We start from the raw sequence: 21,870 nt of genomic DNA on the forward strand, positions 1-21,870 counted from the left end.
GGTATCGCCATCGCTCCGTCTCGCCACCTCTCCGGGCCCGCTACCGCCCCGGCTGACGCCAGGGTCCAGTAGGGAGACGATGGTGGGCCACACGACCGCTTTCCCAACTGGACCTCGGCGTCCTCCGGGGTGGTGATGGCAAAGAGGGAGGGCCGATCTCAGCATGCCCCGCGCCCCATCAATGCCCGACGAAGGTAAGTCCTTCGCAGAACCTCCGTCATCCCGGACTTGGTCCGGGATCCACCGTGCCGCAAACTCACGGCGCATTACTCTCGCGGAAGCGTGGATCCCGGAACAAGTCCGGGATGACGGGAGATAGAGGAGCCTTGCGCGACTCTCACAGTTGTCACGCGACGGCCGGTGCACTGTCGGGCGACACTGGTGAGACTCACTCCCGCCCTCCCACCTGAGCCCCGGCCTCCGCCGGGGCACCTGCGCTCCTCAATCCGCCGCGACCGGCCCCGACGGCGCGCTCGGCCGGCGGCAGGTCCACACCAGCAGGATCAGCCCCGCCGCGAGCCACGCCGACAAGCGGAACAGGTCCACCGAGGCGAGCAGGTACGCCTGCCCCACCATCTGCCGCGTCACCGCGGCGGCGGCCTGCTGCGCGCTCATCCCCATGCGCTGCATCTGCTCGGCCGCCATCTGGTACGGCATATTGTTGCCGATCGCCTCCGCGAGCCGGCTCTGATGGAGCGCCTCGCGCCGGTCCCACGCGGTCGAGATCAGCGACGCGGCGAACCCGCCCGCGGTGATGCGGCAGAAGTTCGAGATGCCGGTCGCCGACGGCAGCCGCTGCGGCGGGATCTTGTCGAGCGAGATGGTCAGCATCGCCAGGAAGAAGGTGCTCATCGACACGCCCTGGACGAGCAGCGGCAGCACGAGATCGCCGAAGGTCGCCTGCGCGGTATAGCCCGATCGCATCCAGTAGCTGATCGCGAAGCCGCCGAACGCGACAGTGGCGATCACGCGCGCGTCGACCTTGCCCGACAGTCGCGCCACCAGCGGCGTCAGCGCCACCGCCACCACCCCGCTCGGTGCCGCCACCAGCCCGGCCCAGGTCGCGGTATAGCCCAGCTGGGTCTGCAGCCACAAAGGCAGGATCAGGATGTTGGCGAAGAACACCGCATAGCCGAGCGAGAAGCAGAGATTGCCGATCCAGAAGTTGCGGCGCGCGAACAAGGTCAGGTCCACCGTCGGGTTGGCGTCGGTCAACTCCCAGATCACCCAGGCGACGAAGGCGATCGCCGCGGTGAGCGTCAGCACCACAATCAGTGGGTCGTTGAACCAGTCGGCGTTCTTGCCGAGGTCGAGCATCACCTGGAGCGAGCCGACCCACAGCACCAGCAGCCCGAGCCCGACCGTGTCGATCGGCAGCTTCATCGTCGGCGTCTCGCGGCTGCGCAGGTTGAACCAGCACACCAGAGCGGTGACGACGCCGAAGGGCACGTTGATCAGGAAGATCCACGACCAGTGATAATTGTCGGAGATGTAGCCGCCGAGGATCGGCCCCATGATCGGCGCCACCAGCGTCGTCATCGACCAGATGCCGAGCGCGGTGGAGCGCTTGTCGTGCGGGAAGATCGAGATCAGCAGCGCCTGGCTGCCCGGCATCATCGGCCCCGAGACGGCGCCCTGGAGCACGCGGAAGATGATGAGCGAGGGCAGGTCCCACGCCACGCCGCAGAGGAACGAGGCGATGGTGAACAGCACGACCGAGGTGCAGAACACCCGCACCACGCCGAAGCGCCGCATCAGCCAGCCGGTCAGCGGCACCGCGACGCCGTTGGCGACCGCGAAGGCGGTGACCACCCAGGTGCTATTGTCGCTCGACACGCCGAGGTTGCCCGCGATCGTCGGCAGCGAGACATTGGCGATGGTGCTGTCGAGCACCATCATGAAGGTGCCGAGCGCCAGCGCGAAGGCGGTGACGCCGAGCTGGACGCCGGTGAGCGGCGCCTGCTCCTGCGGCGCGCCGCTAGCCATGACGTGGGCCTCTCAGCCGCGTTCCTGCGCACGCAGGGACCCAGAGCGGCGAGCGCCGGCGTGCGTGGCCCTGGGCATCTGCATGCGCAAGAGCACGGGAGGAGCCGCCGCTCACCGGTTCGCCGCCACGATGCGGCGGATCTCCGCCTCGACCTTGGGGTCGGTGCCGACGTTGGTGTCGCCGCGATAGGGTGCCGCCGCGGCCTGGGCGAGCCGCGCGCCGCGCTGGTCGGCGGTGTCGACGGTGGTCGTCACCGACAGGCCGACGCGGAGCGGGTTGGCGCGCAGCTCGCGGGGGTCGAGCGCGATCCGCACCGGCACGCGCTGGACGATCTTGATCCAGTTGCCGCTGGCGTTCTGCGGCGGCAGCAGCGCGAAGGCGTTGCCGCTGCCCGCGGCGAGCCCGATCACACGGCCGTGATAGACGATGTCGCCGCCATACATGTCGGCGGTGACCTTGACCGGCTGGCCGATGCGCAGGTCCTTGAGCTGGGTCTCGCGGAAATTGGCGTCGACCCACAGCCGGTCGAGCGGCACGATCGCCATCAGGGGCGTGCCCGCGTTGACCTGCTGGCCGACCTGGACGGTGCGCTGCGCCACCACGCCCGCGATCGGCGCGATCACGTGCATGTGCCCGCGCGCCACCGCGGCGCGGCGATAATTGGCGATCGCGGCCAGCACCGCGGGGCTGGTGTTGACGTCGGTGCCCTGGACGGTGCTCTGCGCCTGGCGGCGCTGCTCGCGCGCGAGCCGCAGGTTGGCGGTCGCCACCTTCACCGCGTCGGCGGCATGGCTCAGCTCCTCGCCCGAGATCGCGCCCTGCTGCGCGGCGCCGCGGCGGCGCGCGTAATCGTCGCGTGCGCGGTTGAGCTCGGCCTCGGCCTGGACGATCCCGGCATCAGACTGGCCCACGCGCGTGAAGTCGGCGCGCGTCGACCGCACCGCGCGCGCCAGCTCGGCGCCGGCCGCGGCGACGTTGACGTCGGCGGTGGTGGGGTCGAGATCGATCAGCGGCTGGCCCGCGGTGACCGACTGGGTGTTGTCGGCATAGAGCTGCGTCACCGTGCCGGGATCGCGCGCGGTGATCGCCACCACGTCGCCCGCGACATAGGCGTCGTCGGTCTCCTCCTCCGGCGGCGCGAAGAAGAAGTGCATGATTGCCCAGACGATCAGCACCACCAGCAGCACCGCGCCGAGGATCAGGAAGGCGCGGCGGCGCGTCTTCGGTTTGCCGGCGGGCGTGGGCGTCGGGGCGGGAGCGGGCGACGGCGTGGGAGCGGCGGTGTCGGTCATCGGGAGAGGTCCTGGGCGCCGGTGGCGGGAGGAGGGGTGGCGGGCGTCGGCAGCACGAAGCCGCCACCGAGCGCGGTGGCGAGCTGCGCGCGCGCCGCGAGCGAGTCGATCGCGAGATTGGCGTCGGCCAGCTCGGCGTCGAGCAGGCGGATGTCGGTGTTGACCAGGTCGAGCCGGCTCGACAGCCCGCTCTGCACGCGGACGCCGTTGAGGCGGTTGGTCTCGGCCAGTCCCGTCACGACCTCGCGCTGGCGCACGCGCGCGGCGTCGGCGGCCTGGACGCGCGCGATTGCGTCGGCGGCGTCACGCGCGGCAGCGACCACCGACTCATTGTACTGAGCGGTGGCGACGTCGACCGCGGCGGTGGCGCCGCGCAGCTCGGCCGTCCGCCGCCCGCTGTCGAAGAGCGGCAGGTGGATCGCGGCGCCGCCTCCCGCGATCCCCGACGACAGATCGACGAAATTGCCGAAGCCGATCGCCTGCAGCCCGACCAAGGCCGAGAGGTTGATGTTGGGATAGAAGGCACGGCGCGCGACTTGGCGCTGCGCGGCGGCTGCGGAGATCCGCGCCTGTGCGGCAGCGACGTCGGGGCGGCGCGCGAGCAGGTCGGCGGGCAGCGTCGCCGGCACCGGCAGCGCCGCGTCGGCGGCGAGCCGAGTCGGCTGGAGCGCGCGGGCATAGTCGCCGCCGCGCCCCGCCAACGCGGCGAGCGCGTCGGCGGCGATAGCGCGCGCGCCTTGCGCCTGCACCAGCGCGAGCTGCGCCTGCGAGACGAGCGTCTGCGCCGCGGTGATGTCGATCCGGCTGGCGAGCCGGTTACGCTCGCGCACCTGAACGAGCCCAAGCGACTGCTGCCGCGTCGCGATGGTGCGCTGCGCGATCGCCGCCTGGCGCTCGGCGCGCGCGAGCTCGACATAGCTCTGCACGACTGCGCCGGCGAGCATCAGCCGGGCGGCCGCGCGGTCATATTCGGCGGCCTGGAGCTGCGCCGCCGCGCCGGCGATCGCGGCCTTCTGCCGGCCGAACAGGTCGAGGTTCCAGTTGAGCCCGGCCTGGCCGGTGCCGAGCGCGCGCACCGTGCCGGCAAAGGGCGGGGGGATGATATAGTTGCTCGACAGACGCTGGCCCTGAACGTTGACGTCGAGCGCGGCGTCGGGGCGCAGCTCGGCGTCCTGCCGCGCCAGCGCCGCCTCGGCCTGGCGCACGCGGGCCGCCGCGGCGTCGAGCGAGGGATTGCCCGCGAGCGCGTCGGCGACGAGCCGGTCGAGCTGCGGGTCGCCAATCGCGCTCCACCAGTCGGGCGCGAGCGCGACCGATGGGCCGGCGAGCGCGAGGTCGGGCGCGGTCTTGGCGATGGTCGACGGCGGCGAGCCGGGGACTGCGCAGGCGCTGGCCAGCAGCGCGGCGGCGAGCGGGATCAGGCGGCGCATGCGTCGGTCTCCTCCAGCGTCTGACGCAGCTTGCGGAGCTGCGCGAGGAACTGCTCGATCTCGGCGGTGCTCCAGTCGGCGAGATGACGGTTCCAGCACTCGATCGCCTTGTCGCGGCAGCGCATCGCGGCGTCGCGCCCGGCGTCGGTCAGCGACAGGTTGACGACGCGGCGATCGTCCTCGCTGCGCGCGCGCTCGACGAGCCCGCGCGCTTCGAGCACATCGATCAGCCGGGTCATCGCGCCTTTGTCATAGGTGAGGTCGCGGGCCAGCGAGGCGCAGGTCGCCTCGGTGTCGAGGTGGATGGTGAGCAGCGTCGACCATTGCGAGGCGGTCAGCTCCTCCTCGGCGAACATCCGATCGAGCAGCGCCAGGTTGAGCTGGTTGCACCGCTTGATCAGATAGCCCGCCGAGTCATCGGGCATGAAATTGTCACGATTATAGAACGACATTAAGTTGCCTTAGCAACCATTGCCGGTGCAGTCAATAATTGTATCGCGATGTTGCTGAGCGCCACGCTTGCGGGCGGTCGAGGGCCCGCTATGGTCGCCGCCGTCACCATCCCGCGGGAGCATCATCCGTTGACCTATCGTGCGTTCCTGGCCGCCGGCGCCGCGCTGGCGGTCCTCTCTGCTCCCGCTCACGCCCAGGCGCCCGCCGCCCGCTCCGCCGCGCCGCTGCCCGCCGCGGCGCCCGTGTCCGAGCTCGTCAAGGCGATCGACATCCCCTACCAGCAGTTTACGCTCGAGAACGGCCTGCGCGTGATCGTTCACACGGACCGTAAGGCGCCGATCGTCGCGATCAGCGTCTGGTACGACGTCGGCTCCAAGCACGAGCCGCAGGGCAAGACCGGCTTCGCGCACCTGTTCGAGCATCTGATGTTCAACGGCAGCGAGAACGCGCCGGGCGACTTCTTCGAGCCGCTCCAGCAGGTCGGCGCCACCGACTTCAACGGCACGACCTACTTCGACCGGACAAATTACTTCGAGACGGTGCCCACGGCCGCGCTCGACCGCGCCCTGTTCCTCGAGTCGGACCGGATGGGCTATCTCACCGGCGCGATCACCCAGAGTGTGCTCGACGAGCAGCGCGGCGTCGTCCAGAACGAGAAGCGCCAGGGCGACAACCAGCCCTACGGCCTGCTGCGCTACAAGGCGACCGAGGGGTTGTTCCCCGCGAGCCATCCGTATGGGCACACCACGATCGGCTCGATGGCCGACCTCGACGCCGCCAGCCTCGCCGACGTAAAGGAGTGGTTCCGCAGCCATTACGGCCCCAACAACGCCGTCCTCGTGCTCGCCGGCGACGTCGACCTCGCCACCGCGCGGGCCAAGGTGGAGAAATACTTCGGCGCGATCGCTGCTGGCCCGAAGAGCGTCGCGCCGCCCGCACCGGTGCCCTCGTCGCTGCCCGGCAAGGCCAGCGAGATCATGAAGGACCGCGTCGCCGCCACGCTGGTGATGAAGGAATGGGCTGTCCCCGGCCTCAACGACCGCGACGCGCCCGCGCTGGAGGTCGCCGCCGGCGTGCTCGGCGGGCTGGCGAGTTCGCGCTTCGACAATGTGCTGGTCAAGGGCGAGAAGCTCGCGGTGCAGGCGTCGGCGGAATATGAGAGCTTCGCGCAGGTGGGCACCTTCCAGCTGATCGCCATGGTCCGGCCCGGCGTCGACGCGGCGCAGGTGCAGGCGCGGATGGACCAGCTCGTCGCCGACTTCATCAAGAACGGCCCCAGCGCCGACGAGGTCGCGCGCTACGTTACCAGCACTGTCTCGTCGCGGATCGGCGGGCTCGAGGCGGTCGGTGGCTTCGGCGGCAAAGCGGTGGCGCTCGCCGAGGGTGCGCTCTACTCGGACGATCCCGGCTTCTACAAGAAGCAGCTCGCCGCGCTCGCCGCGCAGACCCCCGCCAGCGTCCGCGCCGCCGCGGCCAAGTGGCTCACGCGCCCGGCCTATTCGCTCCAGATCGTCAACGGCCAGCGCGACGCTTATGCCGAGAGCAAGGTGCCGCCGCCCGCGCCGGTCAAGGAGGCGCCCGAGCAGCCGCCCAAGGGCACGCGCGGGCCGCTCCCCGACGTCGGCCCGATCGGCGCGCTCAGCTTCCCCAGGGTGGAGCGCGCGCGACTGTCGAACGGTATCGAGCTGGTCTACGCGCAGCGTACCGCGGTGCCGGTCACCCAGGCGGTGCTCAGCTTCGACGCGGGCGTCGCCGCCGACGTCGCCGACAAGCTCGGCACGCAGCAGCTGACGCTGGCGATGATGGACGAGGGCACGCGCGCGCTCGACTCGATCCAGATCGCGGAGGCGCGCGAGCGGCTCGGCGCGTCGATCTCGAGCGGCAGCAGCGCCGACCGCACGTCGCTGGGGCTGCGCGTGCCGAGCGCCAACCTCGACGCGGGCGCCGCGCTGTGGGCGAGCATCGCGCGCGAGCCCTCCTTCGCCGAGGCCGAGCTGGGGCGCGTCAAGACGCAGCAGCTCACCGCGATCGCCCAGGAGCTGACCAGCCCCAACGGACTGGCGCGGCGCGTGCTGCCGAAGCTGGTCTCGCCCGGCTCGCCCTATGCCAAGGCGCAGGGCTCGGGCGATCCCGCGGCGGTCGCGGCGCTGACCCGCGCCGACCTGCTCGCCTTCCGCCAGGCCTGGCTGCGCCCCGACAAGGCGAAAATCTTCGTCGTCTCCGATCGCCCGCTCGCCGAGGTGCAGCGCGTGATGGAGGCGCGCTTCGGCGACTGGCGCGCCGACGGCGCCGCGGGCAGCAAAACATTCCCGGCGCGGGTCACCTCGGCTAGCCCGCGCATCGTCGTGATCGATCGCCCAGACAGCCCGCAGTCGCTGATCGCGGGGGGCGTGCAGACCGGGCTCAAGGGCACCGACGACCTGCTGCCGGTCGAGGTCGGCAACGACGCGCTCGGCGGCAGTTTCCTCGGCCGGCTCAACATGGACCTGCGCGAGAGCAAGCACTGGTCCTACGGTGTCGGCGGCAATTTCAGCCGCAACGCCTTCGCTGCCCCCTATGTGGTCTCGGCGCCGGTACAGGCCGACCAGACCGGCCCCGCTGTAGCGGCGTTGCGCGGCGACATCGCGCAATATCTCACGTCGCAGCCGATGACGCAGGCCGAGTTCGAGCGCGCGATCAACGGCGGCACGCGCTCGCTCTCGGGCGAGTTCGAGACGTCGGACAACGTGCTCGATGCGATGCAGTCGAACGACCTGTATCGCCGGCCCGACGATTATTATGCGACGCTCCCGCAGAAATACCGCGCGCTGACGCTGCCGCAGGTGACCGCGGCGACCAAGGCCGCGATCGACCCGTCGCGGTTCGTCTGGGTGGTGGTGGGCGAGGCGGCCAAGGTGAAGCCGCAGCTTGACTCCTTGGGGTTGCCGGTGGAGGTCATGGCGGCATCCGCGGTCGCGGGCGCGCCGCCTGCGGCGACGCCTGCCACCGCTACGAAGTGAGGAGAGCGTGATGGCCGGAGTCGACGGAACCTACGATTGCACCGTGAAGTCGCCGCTGGGCGACCAGAAGCTGACGCTGACGGTGACGTCGCAGGGCGACAGCTTCACCGGCCAGGCGTCGGGCGCGATGGGCGCGTCGGACGTTCAGGGTAGTGTGAACGGCGACACGCTGGCGTGGAAGCAGCAGATGACCTCGCCGATGCCGATGACGCTCGACATCTCCGCGACAGTGGACGGCGACACGATCACCGGCAGCGTCGGCGCGGGCGCGTTCGGCAGCTTCCCGCTGTCGGGCACGCGGGTGGGGTGAGGTGAGCCCTTCCGCTAAAGGAAGGCCTTAACAAATCGAACCGTCATCCCGGGCTTGACCCGGGATCCATCGTGTCGCGTGCACGGCGATCGTTGCACCTGCGGCGGCATGGATCCCGGCGCAAGGCCGGGATCACGGTGTTTTTCGCCGTAGGGTCCTTAAGTGCCGGGGCGGGCATGGCGTTTCACGCGCGCCGGTCTCGGTGAGACGGCGACGCCCCACCCCAACCCTCCCCTGAGGGTGAGGGAGTATCCGGCGCCACGCGCTGCTCGGTGAGCACCTGCCAGCCGGTGATGAACAAAGCGCCGACCAGCGGCCCGACCACGATCCCGCTGAGGCCGACCAGGTCGATGCCGCCGAGCGTCGTCACCAGCACCAGCCAGTCGGGGATGCCGGTGTCGCGCCCCACCAGGATCGGGCGCAGAATATTGTCGGCGAGGCCGATCACCAGCACGCCCGACAGGATCACCACCACCGCCTGCCAGATCGCGCCGGTGGCGAAGAGGTAGAGCGCGACCGGCGCCCAGATGATCGCCGGCCCCACCGCCGGCAGCAGCGCGGCGATCGCCATCAGGATGCCCCAGAGCAGCGCCGCGGGCAGCCCGACGATCCAGAAGGTCACCGCGCCGAGCGCACCCTGCACGATCGCGACCACGCCGGACCCCTTGATCGTGGCGCGCACCACCGCGACGAACTTGTCCGCGAGCTGGCCCGCCACGGCCGGCTCGAGCGGCAGTGCGCGCACCACCGCTGGGCCGATCCGGTCGCCGTCGCGCAGCAGGAAGAAGGTGACGTAGAGGCCAACGCCGAACGCCAGCAGGAAGGCGGCAGCGTTGGCGCCGATCGACAGCGCGCGGCGCGTCAGCGTGCTCGCGCTGTTGCTCACCGCCGCACTGAGCTGCGCCTGCGCGCGCTCGAAGCTGTTGAAGCCCGAGTTGTCGAGCATGCCCTGCAGCCGGCGCGGGAGCGCGTCGTGCACCTGCTGGAAATAGGTCGCAAAATTGATCTGGCCGCCGCGAATTTGGGTGTAGACGCCCGCCGCCTGGTCGACGACGAGGCTGCCGACGATCAGCGCGGGGATCACCACCGCGACGGTGATGATCAGCAGCGTCACCGCCGCGACCATGTTGCGCCGGTCTGGCCAGCGCCGCAGCAGCCGCTGGTAGAGCGGCTGGAACAGCAGTGCCGCCAGCGCGGCCCAGAGCAGGGCGCCGAGGAAGCTCGACACCACCGCCACCAGCGCGACGCTGATGAGCAGCAGGAACAGGAGCAAGCCGCCGTTCTCGACACGGCGCCGCGGGATCGTCATTCGGTAAACCTCGGGGATCGTTACGCCGGTGCAACCCGCCGCGGGCGGCTTTGCTCCGCGGAGGATCGTCGCGGCGGCGGCAGCGCGTACGCCGATATGGGTCATCGCTTGATTGGATCGCGGCGAGCCGCGGGCTAGCGTCCGCTACACAATCGGGAACGTCGATGCCTGATCTCACCGCCGCCGACCTCGACCGTCTCTATCCGCCGCCGGCCGAGTCGATCCAGCGCGCGGTGCTGCCGCGGCTGATCGATTGTCACGAGGCGTATCTCAAACAGGCTAGCTTCCTCTGCCTCGCCAGCGGGCGCGACGAGGGGCTCGACGTGTCGCCGCGCGGCGGCCCACCGGGCTTCGTCCGCGTGCTGGATCCGGCGCATGTCGCCTTCGCCGACTGGCCCGGCAACAATCGCATCGAAACGCTGCGCAATTTTGTCGAGGATGATCGGCTGGCGCTGCTCTTTCTCTTCCCCGGCCTCGACGTCTTTCTGCGCATCAATGGACGCGGTCGCATCAGCGACGACGCCGTCCTGCTCGAGTAACTGAGCGAGAGCGACAAGCGGCCCAAGACCGCCGTGGTGGTGGCGGTCGAGCAGGTGCTGTTCCACTGCGGAAAGGCGATCAACCGGGCGCGGCTCTGGGCACCGGAGGCACGGCTCGCGCGCGACGCCGTCCCATCGATCGGCGCGATGAAGGCGACGCTCAGCGGCGGGTCAGCCGCCGATGCCGCGCGGCTCGACGCCGACTATCAGGAGGCGGTGCGGAAGGATCTCTACTGAGGCGGAAAAGCCGCCTCAGCGCGTCACGCGCGTGACATGCCCCATCTTGCGCCCGGCGCGGCTCTCGCGCTTGCCGTAGAGGTGGAGGTAGGCGCCCGGCTCGGCGACGATCTCGGGCCAGCGCTCCCACTCGTCGCCGATCAGATTTTCCATCGCCACCTGCGCCGCGGTCAGCGCGGTGTCGCCCAGCGGCAGGCCGCAGATCGCACGGACGTGGTTGGCGAACTGCGACGTCGTCGCGCCCTCGATCGTCCAGTGGCCGCTGTTGTGGACGCGCGGCGCCATCTCGTTGAACACGGGGCCCTCGGCGCTCGCGAAATACTCGCAGGTGAGCACGCCGACATGGTCGAGCGCGTCGGCGATGCGCCCGGTCAGCGCCGCCGCCTCGGTCCATTGCCGCGCGATCTCGGGCGGGGCGGGGAGGGTGGAGCGATGGAGGATGCCGTCGCGATGCTCGTTCCACGGTGGCGGGTAGCTCGTCATCGCGCCATCGCGGCCGCGCACCAGCACGATCGAGAATTCGTGGCTGAACTCGACGAAGGCCTCGAGCACCGCCGGCCCGCCGATCGTCTCCCAGGCCGTGTCTGAGTCGGCGGGGGAGGCGAGCCGCGCCTGGCCCTTGCCGTCATAGCCGAAGCGCGTCGTCTTGAGCACCGCGGGGCAGCCGATCACGGTGATCGCGGCGTCGAGCTCCTCGCGCGAGGTCACCGCCTGCCAGCGCGCGGGGCGGCCGCCGACCTGCTCGACGAAGCTCTTCTCCTTCACCCGGTCCTGCGCCACCGCGAGGCTCTTCGGCCCGGGATAGACGGGGACGCGCTCGGCCAGCCATTCGACCGGGCCCGCGGCGACATTCTCGAACTCATAGGTGACGACGTCGACCTGCGCGGCGAAGTCGGCGAGCACGACCTTGTTGTGATAGTCTGCGCGGGTTAGCGACGAGGCGGTCTGCGCCGCGACGCTCTCGCGATCGGGCGCGAGCACGTGGGTGCGATAGCCGAGATCTGCCGCGGCGCTGGCGATCATGCGCCCGAGCTGGCCGCCGCCGAGGATGCCGATCGTGCTGCCGGGCGGTATCGGCCAGACGCTCATGCCGGGTCGACCGCGACCGAGTCGGTCTGCCGCTCGCGCCAGGCCTGAAGGCGACTGGATAGCGCCTCGTCGCCGAGCGCCAGGATCGAGGCGGCGAGCAGGCCGGCGTTGATCGCGCCCGCCTTGCCGATCGCCAGCGTGCCGACCGGGACACCGCCCGGCATCTGCACGATCGAGAGCAGGCTATCCATGCCCTTGAGCGCCTTGGACTCGACCGGCACGCCGAGCACCGGCAGATGCGTCATCGAGGCCGCCATGCCGGGGAGATGCGCCGCGCCGCCGGCGCCCGCGACGATCACCTGGAGGCCGCGTTCGGCGGCGCCGCTGGCGTAGTCGTAGAGCCGCTGCGGCGTGCGATGCGCCGAGACCACCTTGGTCTCGTGCGCGACGCCGAGCGCGTCGAGCGTCTCGCTCGCGTGCCGCATCGTCTCCCAATCGGAGGTGGACCCCATGATGATGCCGACGCGCGCCATCGCGTGCGGTTAGCGGCGCGATGATGGCGGGGCAAGGGTGGGAATAACCGCCGAGCCGGCGAATTACGCCGCGAGCTTGAGCTCCTGCATCGCGTCCGCCGCCAAGGCGATCGAGCGGCGGCGCGCCTGATGGTCGTAGACCGCGCTGGTGATCATCAGCTCGTCCACCCCGGTGCGCGCGACGAAGGCGTGGATGCCGCGCGCAACCTCGTCGCGTGTGCCGATCGCGCTCGCCGACAGCGCATGATCGAGGATCGCGGCATGCTGAGGCGGCAGCGAGGCGCGGTAGCCCGGCACCGGCGGCTTCATCCGGCCGGGATTGCCGGTGCGCAGCGCGACGAACTGCTGCTGCTGCGAGCTGGCGATCAGCTCGGCCTCCTCGTGCGTGTCGGCGGCGAAGACGTTGAAGCCCGCCATGGCATAGGGACGCTCCAGCGCCGCGGACGGGCGGAAGTCGCGGCGGTAGATCGCCAGCGCCTGGTCGAGCGCGTCGGGCGCGAAATGCGAGGCGAAGGCGTAGGGCAGGCCCAGCATCGCGGCGAGCTGCGCGCCGAACAGGCTGGAACCCAGGATCCACATCTGCGGTTTCGCGCCGGCCCCAGGAGTGGCGGTGATGCCGGTGCGGCCGTCGTCGGCGAAATAGCTCTGCAGCTCGACCACGTCGCGCGGGAACTCGTTGGCGTCGCTGCTGAGGTTGCGGCGCAGCGCGTGCGCGACGCGTTGGTCCGAGCCGGGCGCGCGGCCGAGGCCGAGGTCGATGCGTCCGGGGAAGAGCGCGTCGAGCGTGCCGAACTGCTCGGCGATCTGGAGCGGCGCCGAGTTGGGCAGCATGATCCCGCCCGCGCCGACGCGGATCGTGCTGGTCGCCTGGCCGACATGCGCGATCACCACCGCGGTCGCCGCGGAGGCGATGCCGGTCATGCCGTGGTGCTCGGCGACCCAATAGCGGTTGTAGCCGAGCGCCTCGGCGTGGCGCGCGAGATCGGCGGCGTTGCGGAGCGACTCCGCGACCGAGCCGGACTCGGTGACGGGGACGAGATCGAGGAGCGAGAAGAGCGTCATGGGTGAGAGGTGGGGAGGCGCGTGGCGCTTCGCCAGACGAATGTGGCTTGGTGCAGGCGAAGCGTGGCTTGGGCGGGGTTGGCGCCCGGGGTTACGGTCGACTCCGTCGCTACAAGTTCGTGAACCACGGACGCCGCCAAACCTCATCGCGAACCGCTACCCTCCCTTCCGTCATCCCGGCGAAGGCCGGGATCCACGGTGCCGCGAACTCCAGTCGCGTTGCTCTCGCGAACGAGTGGATCCCGGAACGAGTCCGGGATGACGGCGGAATAAAAGATGGCGCTCGGACTGTCGGAGTGAAAACCCTGCCTCCCCGAGCACCGGGTAAGGGATGACGCGCCGCGGCAAAGCCACTACAGCCCCGCGCCATGCTGCCAGCGCTCGCGCACATCGACACCTGGATCTTCGATCTCGACAACACGCTCTATCCGGCGAGTGCCGACCTGTTCGCGCTGATCGACCGGCGCATGACCGCCTTCGTCGGCGACCTGCTCGGGCTCGATCCGGTCGAGGCGCGGCGGGTGCAGAGGGACTATTTTCTCGGCCACGGCACCACGCTGGCCGGGCTGATGGCGAACCATGAGATCGATCCCGCCGCGTTCCTCTCGTATGTCCACGACATCGAGATGGACGCGCTGGAGGAGAACGCCCCGCTCGCTGCGGCGCTGGCGCGGCTGCCCGGGCGCAAACTGGTCTTCACCAACGGCGACAAGCCTTATGCACTCAAGGTGCTCGACCGGCTCGGGCTCGGCGCCAGCTTCGAGGCGGTGCACGACATCACCGCGATGAACCTCGTGCCCAAGCCAGCGCCAGCCGCCTATCAGGGGCTGTGCGAGGCCTTCGGCATCGATCCCGCGCGTGCCCTGTTCGTCGAGGACATGGCGCGAAATCTCAGACCCGCCAAGGCGATCGGCATGGCGACGGTGTGGGTCGACAACGGCTCCGAGCAGGACCACGACACCGACCGCTCCTACGTCGACTATCGCGTCACCGATCTCACCGCCTGGCTCGAGACCCTGTTGGAGGACCAATGACGACCGACCTCGCCGCCACGATCGACGCCGCCTGGGAGCAGCGCGCTGAGCTGGGCCTCACCACGGCGGGCGAGATCCGCGCCGCCGTCGATCGTGCGCTGGCGCTGCTCGACGCCGGTCAGGCGCGCGTCGCCGAGCCCGACGGTGCCGGTGACTGGCGCGTCAACCAATGGCTCAAGAAAGCGGTGCTGCTGAGCTTCCGCCTCAACGACAACGCGCTGATCGACAACGGTCCGGGCGCCGGTCATTGGTACGACAAGGTGCCCAGCAAGTTCTCGGGCTGGAGCGAGGCCGAGTTCCGCGCCGCCGGCTTCCGCGCCGTGCCGGGCAGCGTGGTGCGGCGCGGCGCCTTCGTCGGCAAGGGAGCGATCCTGATGCCCAGCTTCGTCAACATCGGCGCCTATGTCGGCGAAGGGACGATGGTCGACACCTGGGCGACGGTCGGCAGCTGCGCGCAGATCGGGCGTAACGTCCACCTCTCGGGCGGGGCGGGGATCGGCGGCGTGCTCGAGCCGCTCCAGGCCGACCCCGTGATCATCGGCGACGGCGCCTTCATCGGCGCGCGCGCCGAGGTGGCGGAGGGCGTGCGCGTCGGCGAGGGCGCGGTGCTGTCGATGGGCGTGTATCTCGGCGCCTCGACCAAGATCGTCGACCGTGAGACCGGCGAGACCTTCCGCGGCGAAGTCCCGCCCTATGCGGTGGTCGTCCCCGGCTCGATCGGCGGCGGGGAAGGCAAGCCGGCGCTCTACTGCGCCGTGATCGTCAAGCGAGTCGACGCGCAGACGCGGAGCAAGACGAGCATCAACGAGCTGCTGCGCGACTGAGGCGGACGCGGCGAGGAGCTCGGCGTACGGTTCCAGACGTGAGAAGGGCCGCGACCTCGCCGGTCGCGGCCCTCTCGTCGTCATCGATTGTCCGATCAGGACGCCTTGGGCAGCCTGATCGACGGCCCGATCGTCTCGACCACCTGGCGCGCGTTGAAGGCGCGGACGTTGCCCGGCTCGGGCGAGCCCTTGAACATCACGATCTCGGCCGAGGCCTCGTAGCGGTCGACGGTGCGAATGTCGGCACCGCCGCCGAAGCCGCCCCAAGGGCCACCCCAGAACGGATCCCAGGCGCGATATCCGAAACCGCGGCCGTAAAAGCCCCAGCGCGGCCCCCACAGTCCGCCGCCGAATGCGCCGAAGCCGGGGCCGAAGCCGCCATAGCCCGGCGTCGAGTAGGTGCGCGCCTGGCGATCGGTGTCGCGATCTGCCATCACAAAGTAATCAAAGCCGTTCTGCAGCGTCAGCTCGGCCGAGCGGAACAGCAGGTAGCGCTCGACCACGTCGCGGTCGGTGACGGTGTTGCCCGCGAAGGTGACGCGGAAGCGGTTCGGCTCGATACGAGTGTCGCTGTAGCCGGTGCGATAGAAGCCCGATCCGGTCGCCGGGCGGTAGGCGGTCTCGGTCGCGCAAGCCGCGACCAACGTGGTGCTGGCCGCCAGCGCCACCACAGCGGCGGTGCGGCCCCATTTCTTCAACATGGCGAGTCACTCCAATCGCACCAGGGCGGCACGACTGGCGTCGTGTAGCCGAGGCGAGTGGAACGTGCGATGAACGGAAACGCTCCGCCCCTCAAGGGGGCGGCGGGACGTGCCGACCGCGTGTGGGGAGTGGACGCGAGCCTGTTTTAGCAGGTGCGGGGGAACGGCTAGAGCGGCCTGGCGTCACGCGAGCTCACCCCTACCCAACCTTCCCCCGGAGGGCAGGGTCCAGTTAGGAAGACGCTCGGTCATCCAGCCTCAGGGCGAAAGCGCGAAGGAGCGGCAAGTGGAAGACACACACGACTACACCGCCGAGGACGCGCTGATCGTGATCGATCCGCAACTCGACTTCTGCCCCGGCGGACGGCTCGCGGTGGCCGACGGCGACTCGGTCATGGCGCCGATCGCCGCTCTGGCCGAGCGCTTCCGCCAGGTCGTCGTCACGCAGGACTGGCATCCGGCGGATCACTCGTCCTTCGCGAGCAGTCATCCCGGCCGGCACGCCTTCGACACCGTGCGCATGCCGTACGGCGAACAGGTGCTATGGCCCGACCATTGCGTCCAGCGCAGTGCGGGTGCCGACTTCCACCCTGACGTCGCCGGCGCGGTCGCGCGTGCCGCGCTGATCCTGCGCAAGGGTGCCAATCCGGCGGTCGACTCCTACTCGGCGTTTTACGAGAACGACAAAGTGACCCCGACCGGCCTCGCCGGCTATCTCCGCGACATGGGCGTGCGGCGCTGCGTGCTCGTCGGCCTCGCCTATGATTTCTGCGTCAGCTGGTCGGCCCTCGACGCTCGACGCGACGGCTTCGACGCGCTCGTTCTCACCCGCTACACGCGCGCGATCGCGATGCCCTCGCCGGGCGGCAGCAGCGTCGAGGTCGCCGAGGCGGCGATGCGCGCGGCGGGCGTGCGCTTCTAGCACCGGCTCAGGCGGCGGCGCTGCCGAAGCCGCGCCGCTGCGCCGCCGCCACCAGGGCCCGGTGCGCCGGCAGGTTGGCGAGCGCGACGCCGATCTGGCGCCGCACCTCGCCGAACGCACGCCGCGCGTCGTCGCGGTAGCGCAGCGCGCCGGCGCGCGTGCTCAGGTCGGTGCGCCAGCCCATGCCGTAGAGGACATATTGCCAGCTGGCCTCGGTGAAGATGTCGACCTGCGGGTCGATGTCGAGCTCGTTGGGCCAGCGATGCCGCCAGCGGTCGAGCAGCTCGAGCAGGCTGGCGGTGTTCGACGAGTCAGCGACGTTGTCGCGCCAGAAGTCGGTGTCGCGCCGCTCGGACAGGCAATAATGCAGCTTGATGAAGTCGAGCGCGCGCTCGTATCGGCGCAGCAGATTGGCGTTGAACTGGCGCGCCGAGGTCTCATGGTCGCCGCTCCACGGGAAGAGGTTGGCAATCATCGCCGCGGACACCTCGGCGAAGGCGATGCCGGTCGCCTCGAGCGGCTCGAAGAAGCCGCTCGACAGCCCGACAGCGACGCAGTTGCGCCGCCAATTGACCTCGCGGAAGCCCGCCTCGAAGCGGAACCGACGCACCTCCGCCTGTTCGCCGCGCGGGCCGAGATAGCGTCGCAGCGCGCGCTCGGCAGCCTCGTCGTCGCCGTGATCGGACGAGTAGACATGGCCGATGCCGCGGCGCCGATCGAGCCCGATGTCCCAGATCCAGCCCGCTTCCTGCGCGGTGGAGATGGTCTGCGAGGCGATCGGCGCATCCGCCGTCTCGTACGGCAGCTGCGCGGCGAGCGCGCGGTCGCAGAACAGCACGTCGCGGCACGAGCGGAACGCCACGCCCATCGCCTTGCCGATCAGCTCGGCGCGAAAGCCGGTGCAGTCGACGTAGAGGTCAGCGGTGAGCGCGCCGTGGCGCTCGGTCTCTACCCGCTCGATCGAGCCGCTATGGTCGAGCGCGACATGCGTGACGGTGTCGATCAGGTGGGTGACACCGTTCGCTACCGCGCGCTCGCGCAGCAGCCCGGCGAGCGCGACCGCGTCGAAGTGGAAGGCGTAGTTGAGCGGCCCGACATAATCGGGGTGGGTCGGCAGCTTGGGCGCGCGCGCCGCGTCGGCGGCGGCCTTCTGCGGGGTGGAGACCTCGTCCCACTCGGCGTCGCCCGCGGCGCCGCTGAGCCAATAGGGCAGCAGCTCGAGCCCGCCCGGCGCCTCGGCGACCTGGAACGGGTGCATGTAATGATCGCGGCCGGGCGTGCCCGGCGCGCGCTGCCAGTGGACGAAGCGCGCCCCCTGTTTGAAGGTGGCGCCGCAGCGACGCACGAGCTCCGCCTCGTCGACGCCGATCGTGGCGAGCGTGCGCCGGATCGTCGGGAAGGTGCCTTCGCCGACGCCGAGCACGCCGATGTCCTTGGACTCGACCAGGGTGATCGCCACGCCGTCGGCGAGGTCGGCACCGAGCCGCTTGGCGAGATAGCCGGCGGTGAGCCACCCGGCGGTACCCCCGCCGACGATCAGCACGCGCTTCCTCATGGCCGTCCTCCCGCTGCCCCGCCGCAGTTCGGCGGGGCAGCGCCTCCTATCAGAACGAGAGGTTGATGCCCGTGCTGATGCGACGGTCCGACTGGAACCAGCTGCGACCGACGAGACGGCCGCCGGGATAGCCGCCCATCAGCGTCCGCTGGGTCGAGGCGGTGAGGTTGGTGCCCTGCACGCCGAAGGAGAAATTGTCCGTCACCTTGAAGCGGATGCCGGCGTCGAGCGAACCATAGTTGCCGCCGTAGATCGGCAGCGCGATCTGCGTGCTGGTGTTGGCGCCGCCATCCAGATCGGTCAGCACGCCGGGCGCGCTATAGTAATTGTAGGTGCCGTTGGTGCCGTTGCTGTTGGTCGACAACAGGTACCTGGAACGCCACGAGTAAGCGACGCGAAGCGAGAAGGGGTTGCGCTCGTACAGCAGCGTGGCGTTGGCATTGTGCTTCGACAGACCGACGAGCGGCGCGTCGTTGCGGATCGCGCCGCGGATGTCGCGGTACAGGTCGCCCGGATTGCTGCTGTCGATGAACGTGTAATTGCCCTCGAAGCCGAAGCCGCTGAGGAAGCCAGGCAGCATGTCGAGGAAGAAGCGCCCGCCGACCTCGACGCCCTTCACCGTCGCGGCCTTGCTGGAGTTGATATAGTCCGACGCGGTCGCGGTGACGGTCTCGTTTGAGCCGTCGGTGAAGATCACGTTCACCTGACGCTCGGTGATCGAGAAGATCGGCAGGTTCTTCAGGCGCTTGTAGAAGGGCGCGATGTGGAAGGACGTGCCGGCGCGCGCGTAATATTCCATCGAGATGTCGAAATTGTGCGACAGCGTCGGCTTGAGCAGCGGGTTGCCCGTGTCCGCGGTGAAGTTGGCGAACAGTGGCGTCAGCCCGGCCCCGCCCGGGTTGCTGATCGTCGCGACACCGACCGATCCCGAGGAGCGCAGCGCGTTGAAGCTCGGCAGGTCGAGCGTCACATTGTAGCTGCCGCGCAGCTTGACCTTGGCGCTGGGCGAGAACTCGAGGTTGATCGAGGGCAGGAAGCGCGTGAACTCGGCCTCGCCGCCGCGCGGTACGAAGGTGTTCGCCAGCGTCTGCGGCACGCCGTCGCGCAGATAGACGGTGCCGCCGTTCTGCTGGACGTAGCCGCTACCCTCGTTGCGGATGTTGACGACGCGCAGGCCGATGTTGCCCGCGATGCCGGGCATATTGTCCTGCGGCCCGAAGCGTAGCAGCGCATAGCCCGCGATGTTGCGGGTGCGGTTGTCGACCTGGTCGCCCGGCAGCACGAAGCCGACCGGGCGAATGCCCGAGGCGCCACCGTAACCGCTGCCGACGGGAAGCGGGCCAGAAGCCGAGCAGTTGAACTCGGTCCCGGGCGGGCAAAAACCCGCCGGCGGTGCCTGGACCAGTCCGGTGCGATCGCGGTTGTAGCGCGATGCCAGCGCCTGGGTGGGGAACATCAGGTTGCCCGGCAGCGCCGTGTTACCGCGGAAGAAATCATCGAACGTGTGGACCGCGACGTCGCCGGGCACCGCGTTGGCATAGGTGAGCTGCGGGTCGCCGTTCCAGCCGCGTCCCAGCGCGGTCCAGTTGTAGCCGTTGGCGAAGTCACGCTCCTTGCGCTCGGCCGCGCGCGCGCCGACCTTTACCGACCGGAAGAAGCTGTCGTCGAACGTATATTCGGCGTCGACCTGGGCGCTGTCGAGGCGGCCCTTGTTGTTCTCGTTGTGCGGCATCGATGCCGACCAGAAATAGTTCGACGGATCGGCGAAGGCGGTGCGGGTGTCGGCGCCGACGCTGATCAGCGGTAGGTCGCCGGTCAGGTCGATGCCATAGCTGTTGCCGAAGCCGACCTCGCGGAAGATGTCGATCCGGTCATAGACCTGATGCGAGTCGACTCGTTGGATCGCCCCCTTGATCGAGAGCGGGCCGCCGTCGGGCGCATAGGCGAACGACAGCGAATAGTCGCGCGTCACCGTGTTGCTCTGGACAAAGCCCTTGTTGCCGCTGCTGGTGATCGCCGCGTTGGTGGGCGCGAACGTATCGGTGTTGCGGTTGTAGAGCGCGTCGGTCGACAGCAGCAGGCCGTCGCTGTCGAAGCTGCTGGTCGCCGGATTCACCGTCAGCGTCTGCGAGTCGAGCTGGGTGCCGTAGTCGCTCGACTGGCTCTTGTAGCGCGACTGGAAGAAGGTGCCGGTAAAGGTCAGCGAGTCGCTCGGCGCCCATTGCACCGCGCCGTAGATGCCGTAGCGGCGGTACTGGAACGCCTCGTCGCCATAGGCGAAGCCGCTTGGCACGTACTTCTCGGTGCCGTCGCTCAGCTTGGTCAGGAAGTACGGGCTGGTGCGGAGGAACTGCGACAGCGAGCTGAACTGGCTGAAGGCGAGGTCGGCGAGCACGCCGATGCGTCCGATGCCCGTGTCGAAGCTCTTCGTGACGAGGAACGAGCCGGTCGGGTCGGCCTTGTTGGCCATGTCGCCCAGCGCCAGCTCGCCAGTGCCGGCGACGTGGAAGCCGCCGTCGAAGTCGAACGGCAGCTTGGTGCGCAGGTCGATCTGACCGCCGGTGCCGCCCTCGATCAGATCGGCGGTGGACGCCTTGTAGACGTCGACCGCGGCCATCAGCTCGGGGGTGACGTCGCTCCACAGGATGGCACGCCCGTTGTTGGCGCTGAAGATCTCGCGGCCGTTGAGGCGCGAGGCGACGCCGGTCAGGCCGCGCACCTGCACGCCCGAGCCCTGCACCGAATAGTGATCGGGGTCGCCGAGCGCGGCGAAGCGGACGATCGACACGCCCGAGACGCGCTGGAGCACCTCGGTGATCGAATTGTCCGGCAGCTTGCCGGCGTCGTCGGCGACGACCGAGTCGATGATGGTCTCGCTGCGACGCTTGCGGTCGTCGGCGGCCTGGAGCGCGGCGCGCCGGCCGGTCACCACCACATCGCCCGCGTCACTGGCGCCGGGCTCGCCCTGGTCCTGCCCGGGAACGGCGGCCTGGCTGGCGTCAGGGGCGATCGGCTGCACCTCGGCCTGCGCCCACGCCGAGCCGCTCAGCCCGAGCGCGAGCAGCGCCGCGAGCGAGGCGCCGGCGCGAAGTGAGCGCCGGTGAACGTTAACAGAGCGCGCGAGTTGAAGCCGGTCTTCCACCATCCCCCCTAATCCCGCCGCTGCACGACGAGCCTTAATGGTGCGCTCTGATGAGCGCTACCATCGGGCTTGTAGCTTCACCGCCTTGTCCGATCAATGTGAAACTTCCGACACTTGGGACAACGGCGTCATGTAACCGCTTCCTTGAAGAGGTATCCGGACGACCGCGACGTGTTCAGGGTACGGAAGATGGCCGAGCAAAAGCGCTGAAGCGACCGACGCAACATGGATATTACGGCAGCAACACTGCTGCACACCGATATGAGCTTGCGAGTATTCGTACTGCGGTCCGCGCTGCTCTGCCGGCATTTTCATACAGTGGTAGCGTTACCGCGCCCGCACGAACGCCGCGCAGGCTCTGCGCAAAGGCGCGTGCCTGCCCGTAACCCATCATCCGGGCTCTTACATATGGATGTGAGAGAGTGGCTCCCCGAGTTGGATTCGAACCAACGGCCGCTCGATTAACAGTCGAGAGCTCTACCGCTGAGCTATCGGGGAACGCTGTGGAGGGC

General features: G+C 69.6%; 18 protein-coding genes and 1 tRNA gene. 7 read left to right on the forward strand and 12 right to left on the reverse strand.

What is annotated here, in order from left to right:
• Positions 1 to 441: 441 nt before the first annotated feature.
• The 4 genes from FHY03_RS16605 to FHY03_RS16620 form a co-directional block, all read right to left on the reverse strand.
• Positions 442 to 1,986: a DHA2 family efflux MFS transporter permease subunit gene (locus FHY03_RS16605; protein WP_183925102.1), complete on the reverse strand. Its 1,545-nt coding sequence runs from the start codon at positions 1,984 to 1,986 to the stop codon at positions 442 to 444.
• Between the two features lie 111 nt (positions 1,987 to 2,097).
• Positions 2,098 to 3,279, reverse strand: a complete 1,182-nt coding sequence (locus FHY03_RS16610; protein ID WP_183925104.1) for an efflux RND transporter periplasmic adaptor subunit — start codon at positions 3,277 to 3,279, stop codon at positions 2,098 to 2,100.
• Positions 3,276 to 4,709, reverse strand: a complete 1,434-nt coding sequence (locus FHY03_RS16615; RefSeq protein WP_183931721.1) for an efflux transporter outer membrane subunit — start codon at positions 4,707 to 4,709, stop codon at positions 3,276 to 3,278. The genes FHY03_RS16610 and FHY03_RS16615 overlap by 4 nt, the downstream gene beginning before the upstream one ends.
• A complete protein-coding gene (locus tag FHY03_RS16620) occupies positions 4,697 to 5,161 on the reverse strand; it encodes a MarR family winged helix-turn-helix transcriptional regulator (RefSeq protein ID WP_183931722.1) in 465 nt (154 codons plus the stop codon). Before FHY03_RS16620 ends, FHY03_RS16615 begins: the two co-directional genes overlap by 13 nt.
• Positions 5,162 to 5,290: 129 nt before the next feature.
• On the opposite strand from FHY03_RS16620, the gene FHY03_RS16625 reads away from it, so the two are divergent.
• Both FHY03_RS16625 and FHY03_RS16630 read left to right on the forward strand, forming a co-directional pair.
• The gene (locus FHY03_RS16625) at positions 5,291 to 8,161 is read left to right on the forward strand and encodes a pitrilysin family protein (protein ID WP_183931723.1); all 2,871 of its coding nucleotides are present in this window, start codon (positions 5,291 to 5,293) and stop codon (positions 8,159 to 8,161) included.
• A 10-nt stretch (positions 8,162 to 8,171) separates the two neighbouring features.
• On the forward strand, positions 8,172 to 8,471 hold the full coding sequence (locus FHY03_RS16630; RefSeq protein WP_132910109.1) for a hypothetical protein: 300 nt from the start codon (positions 8,172 to 8,174) through the stop codon (positions 8,469 to 8,471).
• A gap of 184 nt (positions 8,472 to 8,655) precedes the next feature.
• On the opposite strand, the gene FHY03_RS16635 is transcribed toward FHY03_RS16630, so the two are convergent.
• Complete coding sequence (locus FHY03_RS16635) at positions 8,656 to 9,780, reverse strand: AI-2E family transporter (protein WP_183925112.1); 1,125 nt, start codon at positions 9,778 to 9,780, stop codon at positions 8,656 to 8,658.
• 164 nt (positions 9,781 to 9,944) lie between these two features.
• Between FHY03_RS16635 and FHY03_RS20745 the strand changes: the two genes are divergently transcribed.
• On the forward strand, positions 9,945 to 10,319 hold the full coding sequence (locus tag FHY03_RS20745; protein WP_221190269.1) for a pyridoxamine 5'-phosphate oxidase family protein: 375 nt from the start codon (positions 9,945 to 9,947) through the stop codon (positions 10,317 to 10,319).
• Positions 10,320 to 10,358: 39 nt separating this feature from the next.
• Positions 10,359 to 10,556 carry a hypothetical protein gene (locus FHY03_RS20750; RefSeq protein ID WP_221190270.1) on the forward strand — a complete coding sequence of 66 codons (198 nt, stop codon included), beginning with the start codon at positions 10,359 to 10,361 and terminating at the stop codon, positions 10,554 to 10,556.
• 15 nt (positions 10,557 to 10,571) lie between these two features.
• On the opposite strand, the gene FHY03_RS16645 is transcribed toward FHY03_RS20750, so the two are convergent.
• The 3 genes from FHY03_RS16645 to FHY03_RS16655 form a co-directional block, all read right to left on the reverse strand.
• The gene (locus FHY03_RS16645; protein WP_183931724.1) at positions 10,572 to 11,645 is read right to left on the reverse strand and encodes a 5-(carboxyamino)imidazole ribonucleotide synthase; all 1,074 of its coding nucleotides are present in this window, start codon (positions 11,643 to 11,645) and stop codon (positions 10,572 to 10,574) included.
• Complete coding sequence (gene purE / locus FHY03_RS16650) at positions 11,642 to 12,118, reverse strand: 5-(carboxyamino)imidazole ribonucleotide mutase (protein ID WP_183931725.1); 477 nt, start codon at positions 12,116 to 12,118, stop codon at positions 11,642 to 11,644. Before purE ends, FHY03_RS16645 begins: the two co-directional genes overlap by 4 nt.
• A gap of 63 nt (positions 12,119 to 12,181) precedes the next feature.
• Positions 12,182 to 13,180: an LLM class flavin-dependent oxidoreductase gene (locus FHY03_RS16655; protein WP_183931726.1), complete on the reverse strand. Its 999-nt coding sequence runs from the start codon at positions 13,178 to 13,180 to the stop codon at positions 12,182 to 12,184.
• 368 nt (positions 13,181 to 13,548) lie between these two features.
• Here FHY03_RS16655 and FHY03_RS16660 point away from each other — a divergent pair, with 368 nt between their 5' ends.
• Both FHY03_RS16660 and dapD read left to right on the forward strand, forming a co-directional pair.
• Positions 13,549 to 14,214, forward strand: a complete 666-nt coding sequence (locus FHY03_RS16660; protein WP_183931727.1) for a pyrimidine 5'-nucleotidase — start codon at positions 13,549 to 13,551, stop codon at positions 14,212 to 14,214.
• A complete protein-coding gene (gene dapD, locus FHY03_RS16665; RefSeq protein WP_183931728.1) occupies positions 14,211 to 15,038 on the forward strand; it encodes a 2,3,4,5-tetrahydropyridine-2,6-dicarboxylate N-succinyltransferase in 828 nt (275 codons plus the stop codon). The genes FHY03_RS16660 and dapD overlap by 4 nt, the downstream gene beginning before the upstream one ends.
• Positions 15,039 to 15,133: 95 nt before the next feature.
• On the opposite strand, the gene FHY03_RS16670 is transcribed toward dapD, so the two are convergent.
• Positions 15,134 to 15,739 (reverse strand): CC0125/CC1285 family lipoprotein, encoded by a 606-nt coding sequence (locus FHY03_RS16670; RefSeq protein WP_183925124.1) that lies wholly within the window; start codon positions 15,737 to 15,739, stop codon positions 15,134 to 15,136.
• Between the two features lie 286 nt (positions 15,740 to 16,025).
• On the opposite strand from FHY03_RS16670, the gene FHY03_RS16675 reads away from it, so the two are divergent.
• Positions 16,026 to 16,661 carry a nicotinamidase gene (locus FHY03_RS16675; RefSeq protein ID WP_183925126.1) on the forward strand — a complete coding sequence of 212 codons (636 nt, stop codon included), beginning with the start codon at positions 16,026 to 16,028 and terminating at the stop codon, positions 16,659 to 16,661.
• 7 nt (positions 16,662 to 16,668) lie between these two features.
• Here the strand turns inward: FHY03_RS16675 and FHY03_RS16680 are convergent, their stop codons facing one another.
• The 3 genes from FHY03_RS16680 to FHY03_RS16690 all read right to left on the reverse strand — a co-directional run bounded on the left by FHY03_RS16680 (position 16,669) and on the right by FHY03_RS16690 (position 21,856).
• On the reverse strand, positions 16,669 to 18,216 hold the full coding sequence (locus FHY03_RS16680) for a tryptophan halogenase family protein (RefSeq protein ID WP_183931729.1): 1,548 nt from the start codon (positions 18,214 to 18,216) through the stop codon (positions 16,669 to 16,671).
• A gap of 49 nt (positions 18,217 to 18,265) precedes the next feature.
• Complete coding sequence (locus FHY03_RS16685) at positions 18,266 to 21,361, reverse strand: TonB-dependent receptor (RefSeq protein WP_183931730.1); 3,096 nt, start codon at positions 21,359 to 21,361, stop codon at positions 18,266 to 18,268.
• A 420-nt stretch (positions 21,362 to 21,781) separates the two neighbouring features.
• Positions 21,782 to 21,856: transfer RNA gene (locus tag FHY03_RS16690), tRNA-Asn, on the reverse strand.
• Between the last annotated feature and the right edge of the window lie 14 nt (positions 21,857 to 21,870).

Source organism: Sphingomonas sp. BK345, assembly GCF_014193845.1.
In the GTDB taxonomy this organism is placed as follows: domain Bacteria; phylum Pseudomonadota; class Alphaproteobacteria; order Sphingomonadales; family Sphingomonadaceae; genus Sphingomonas.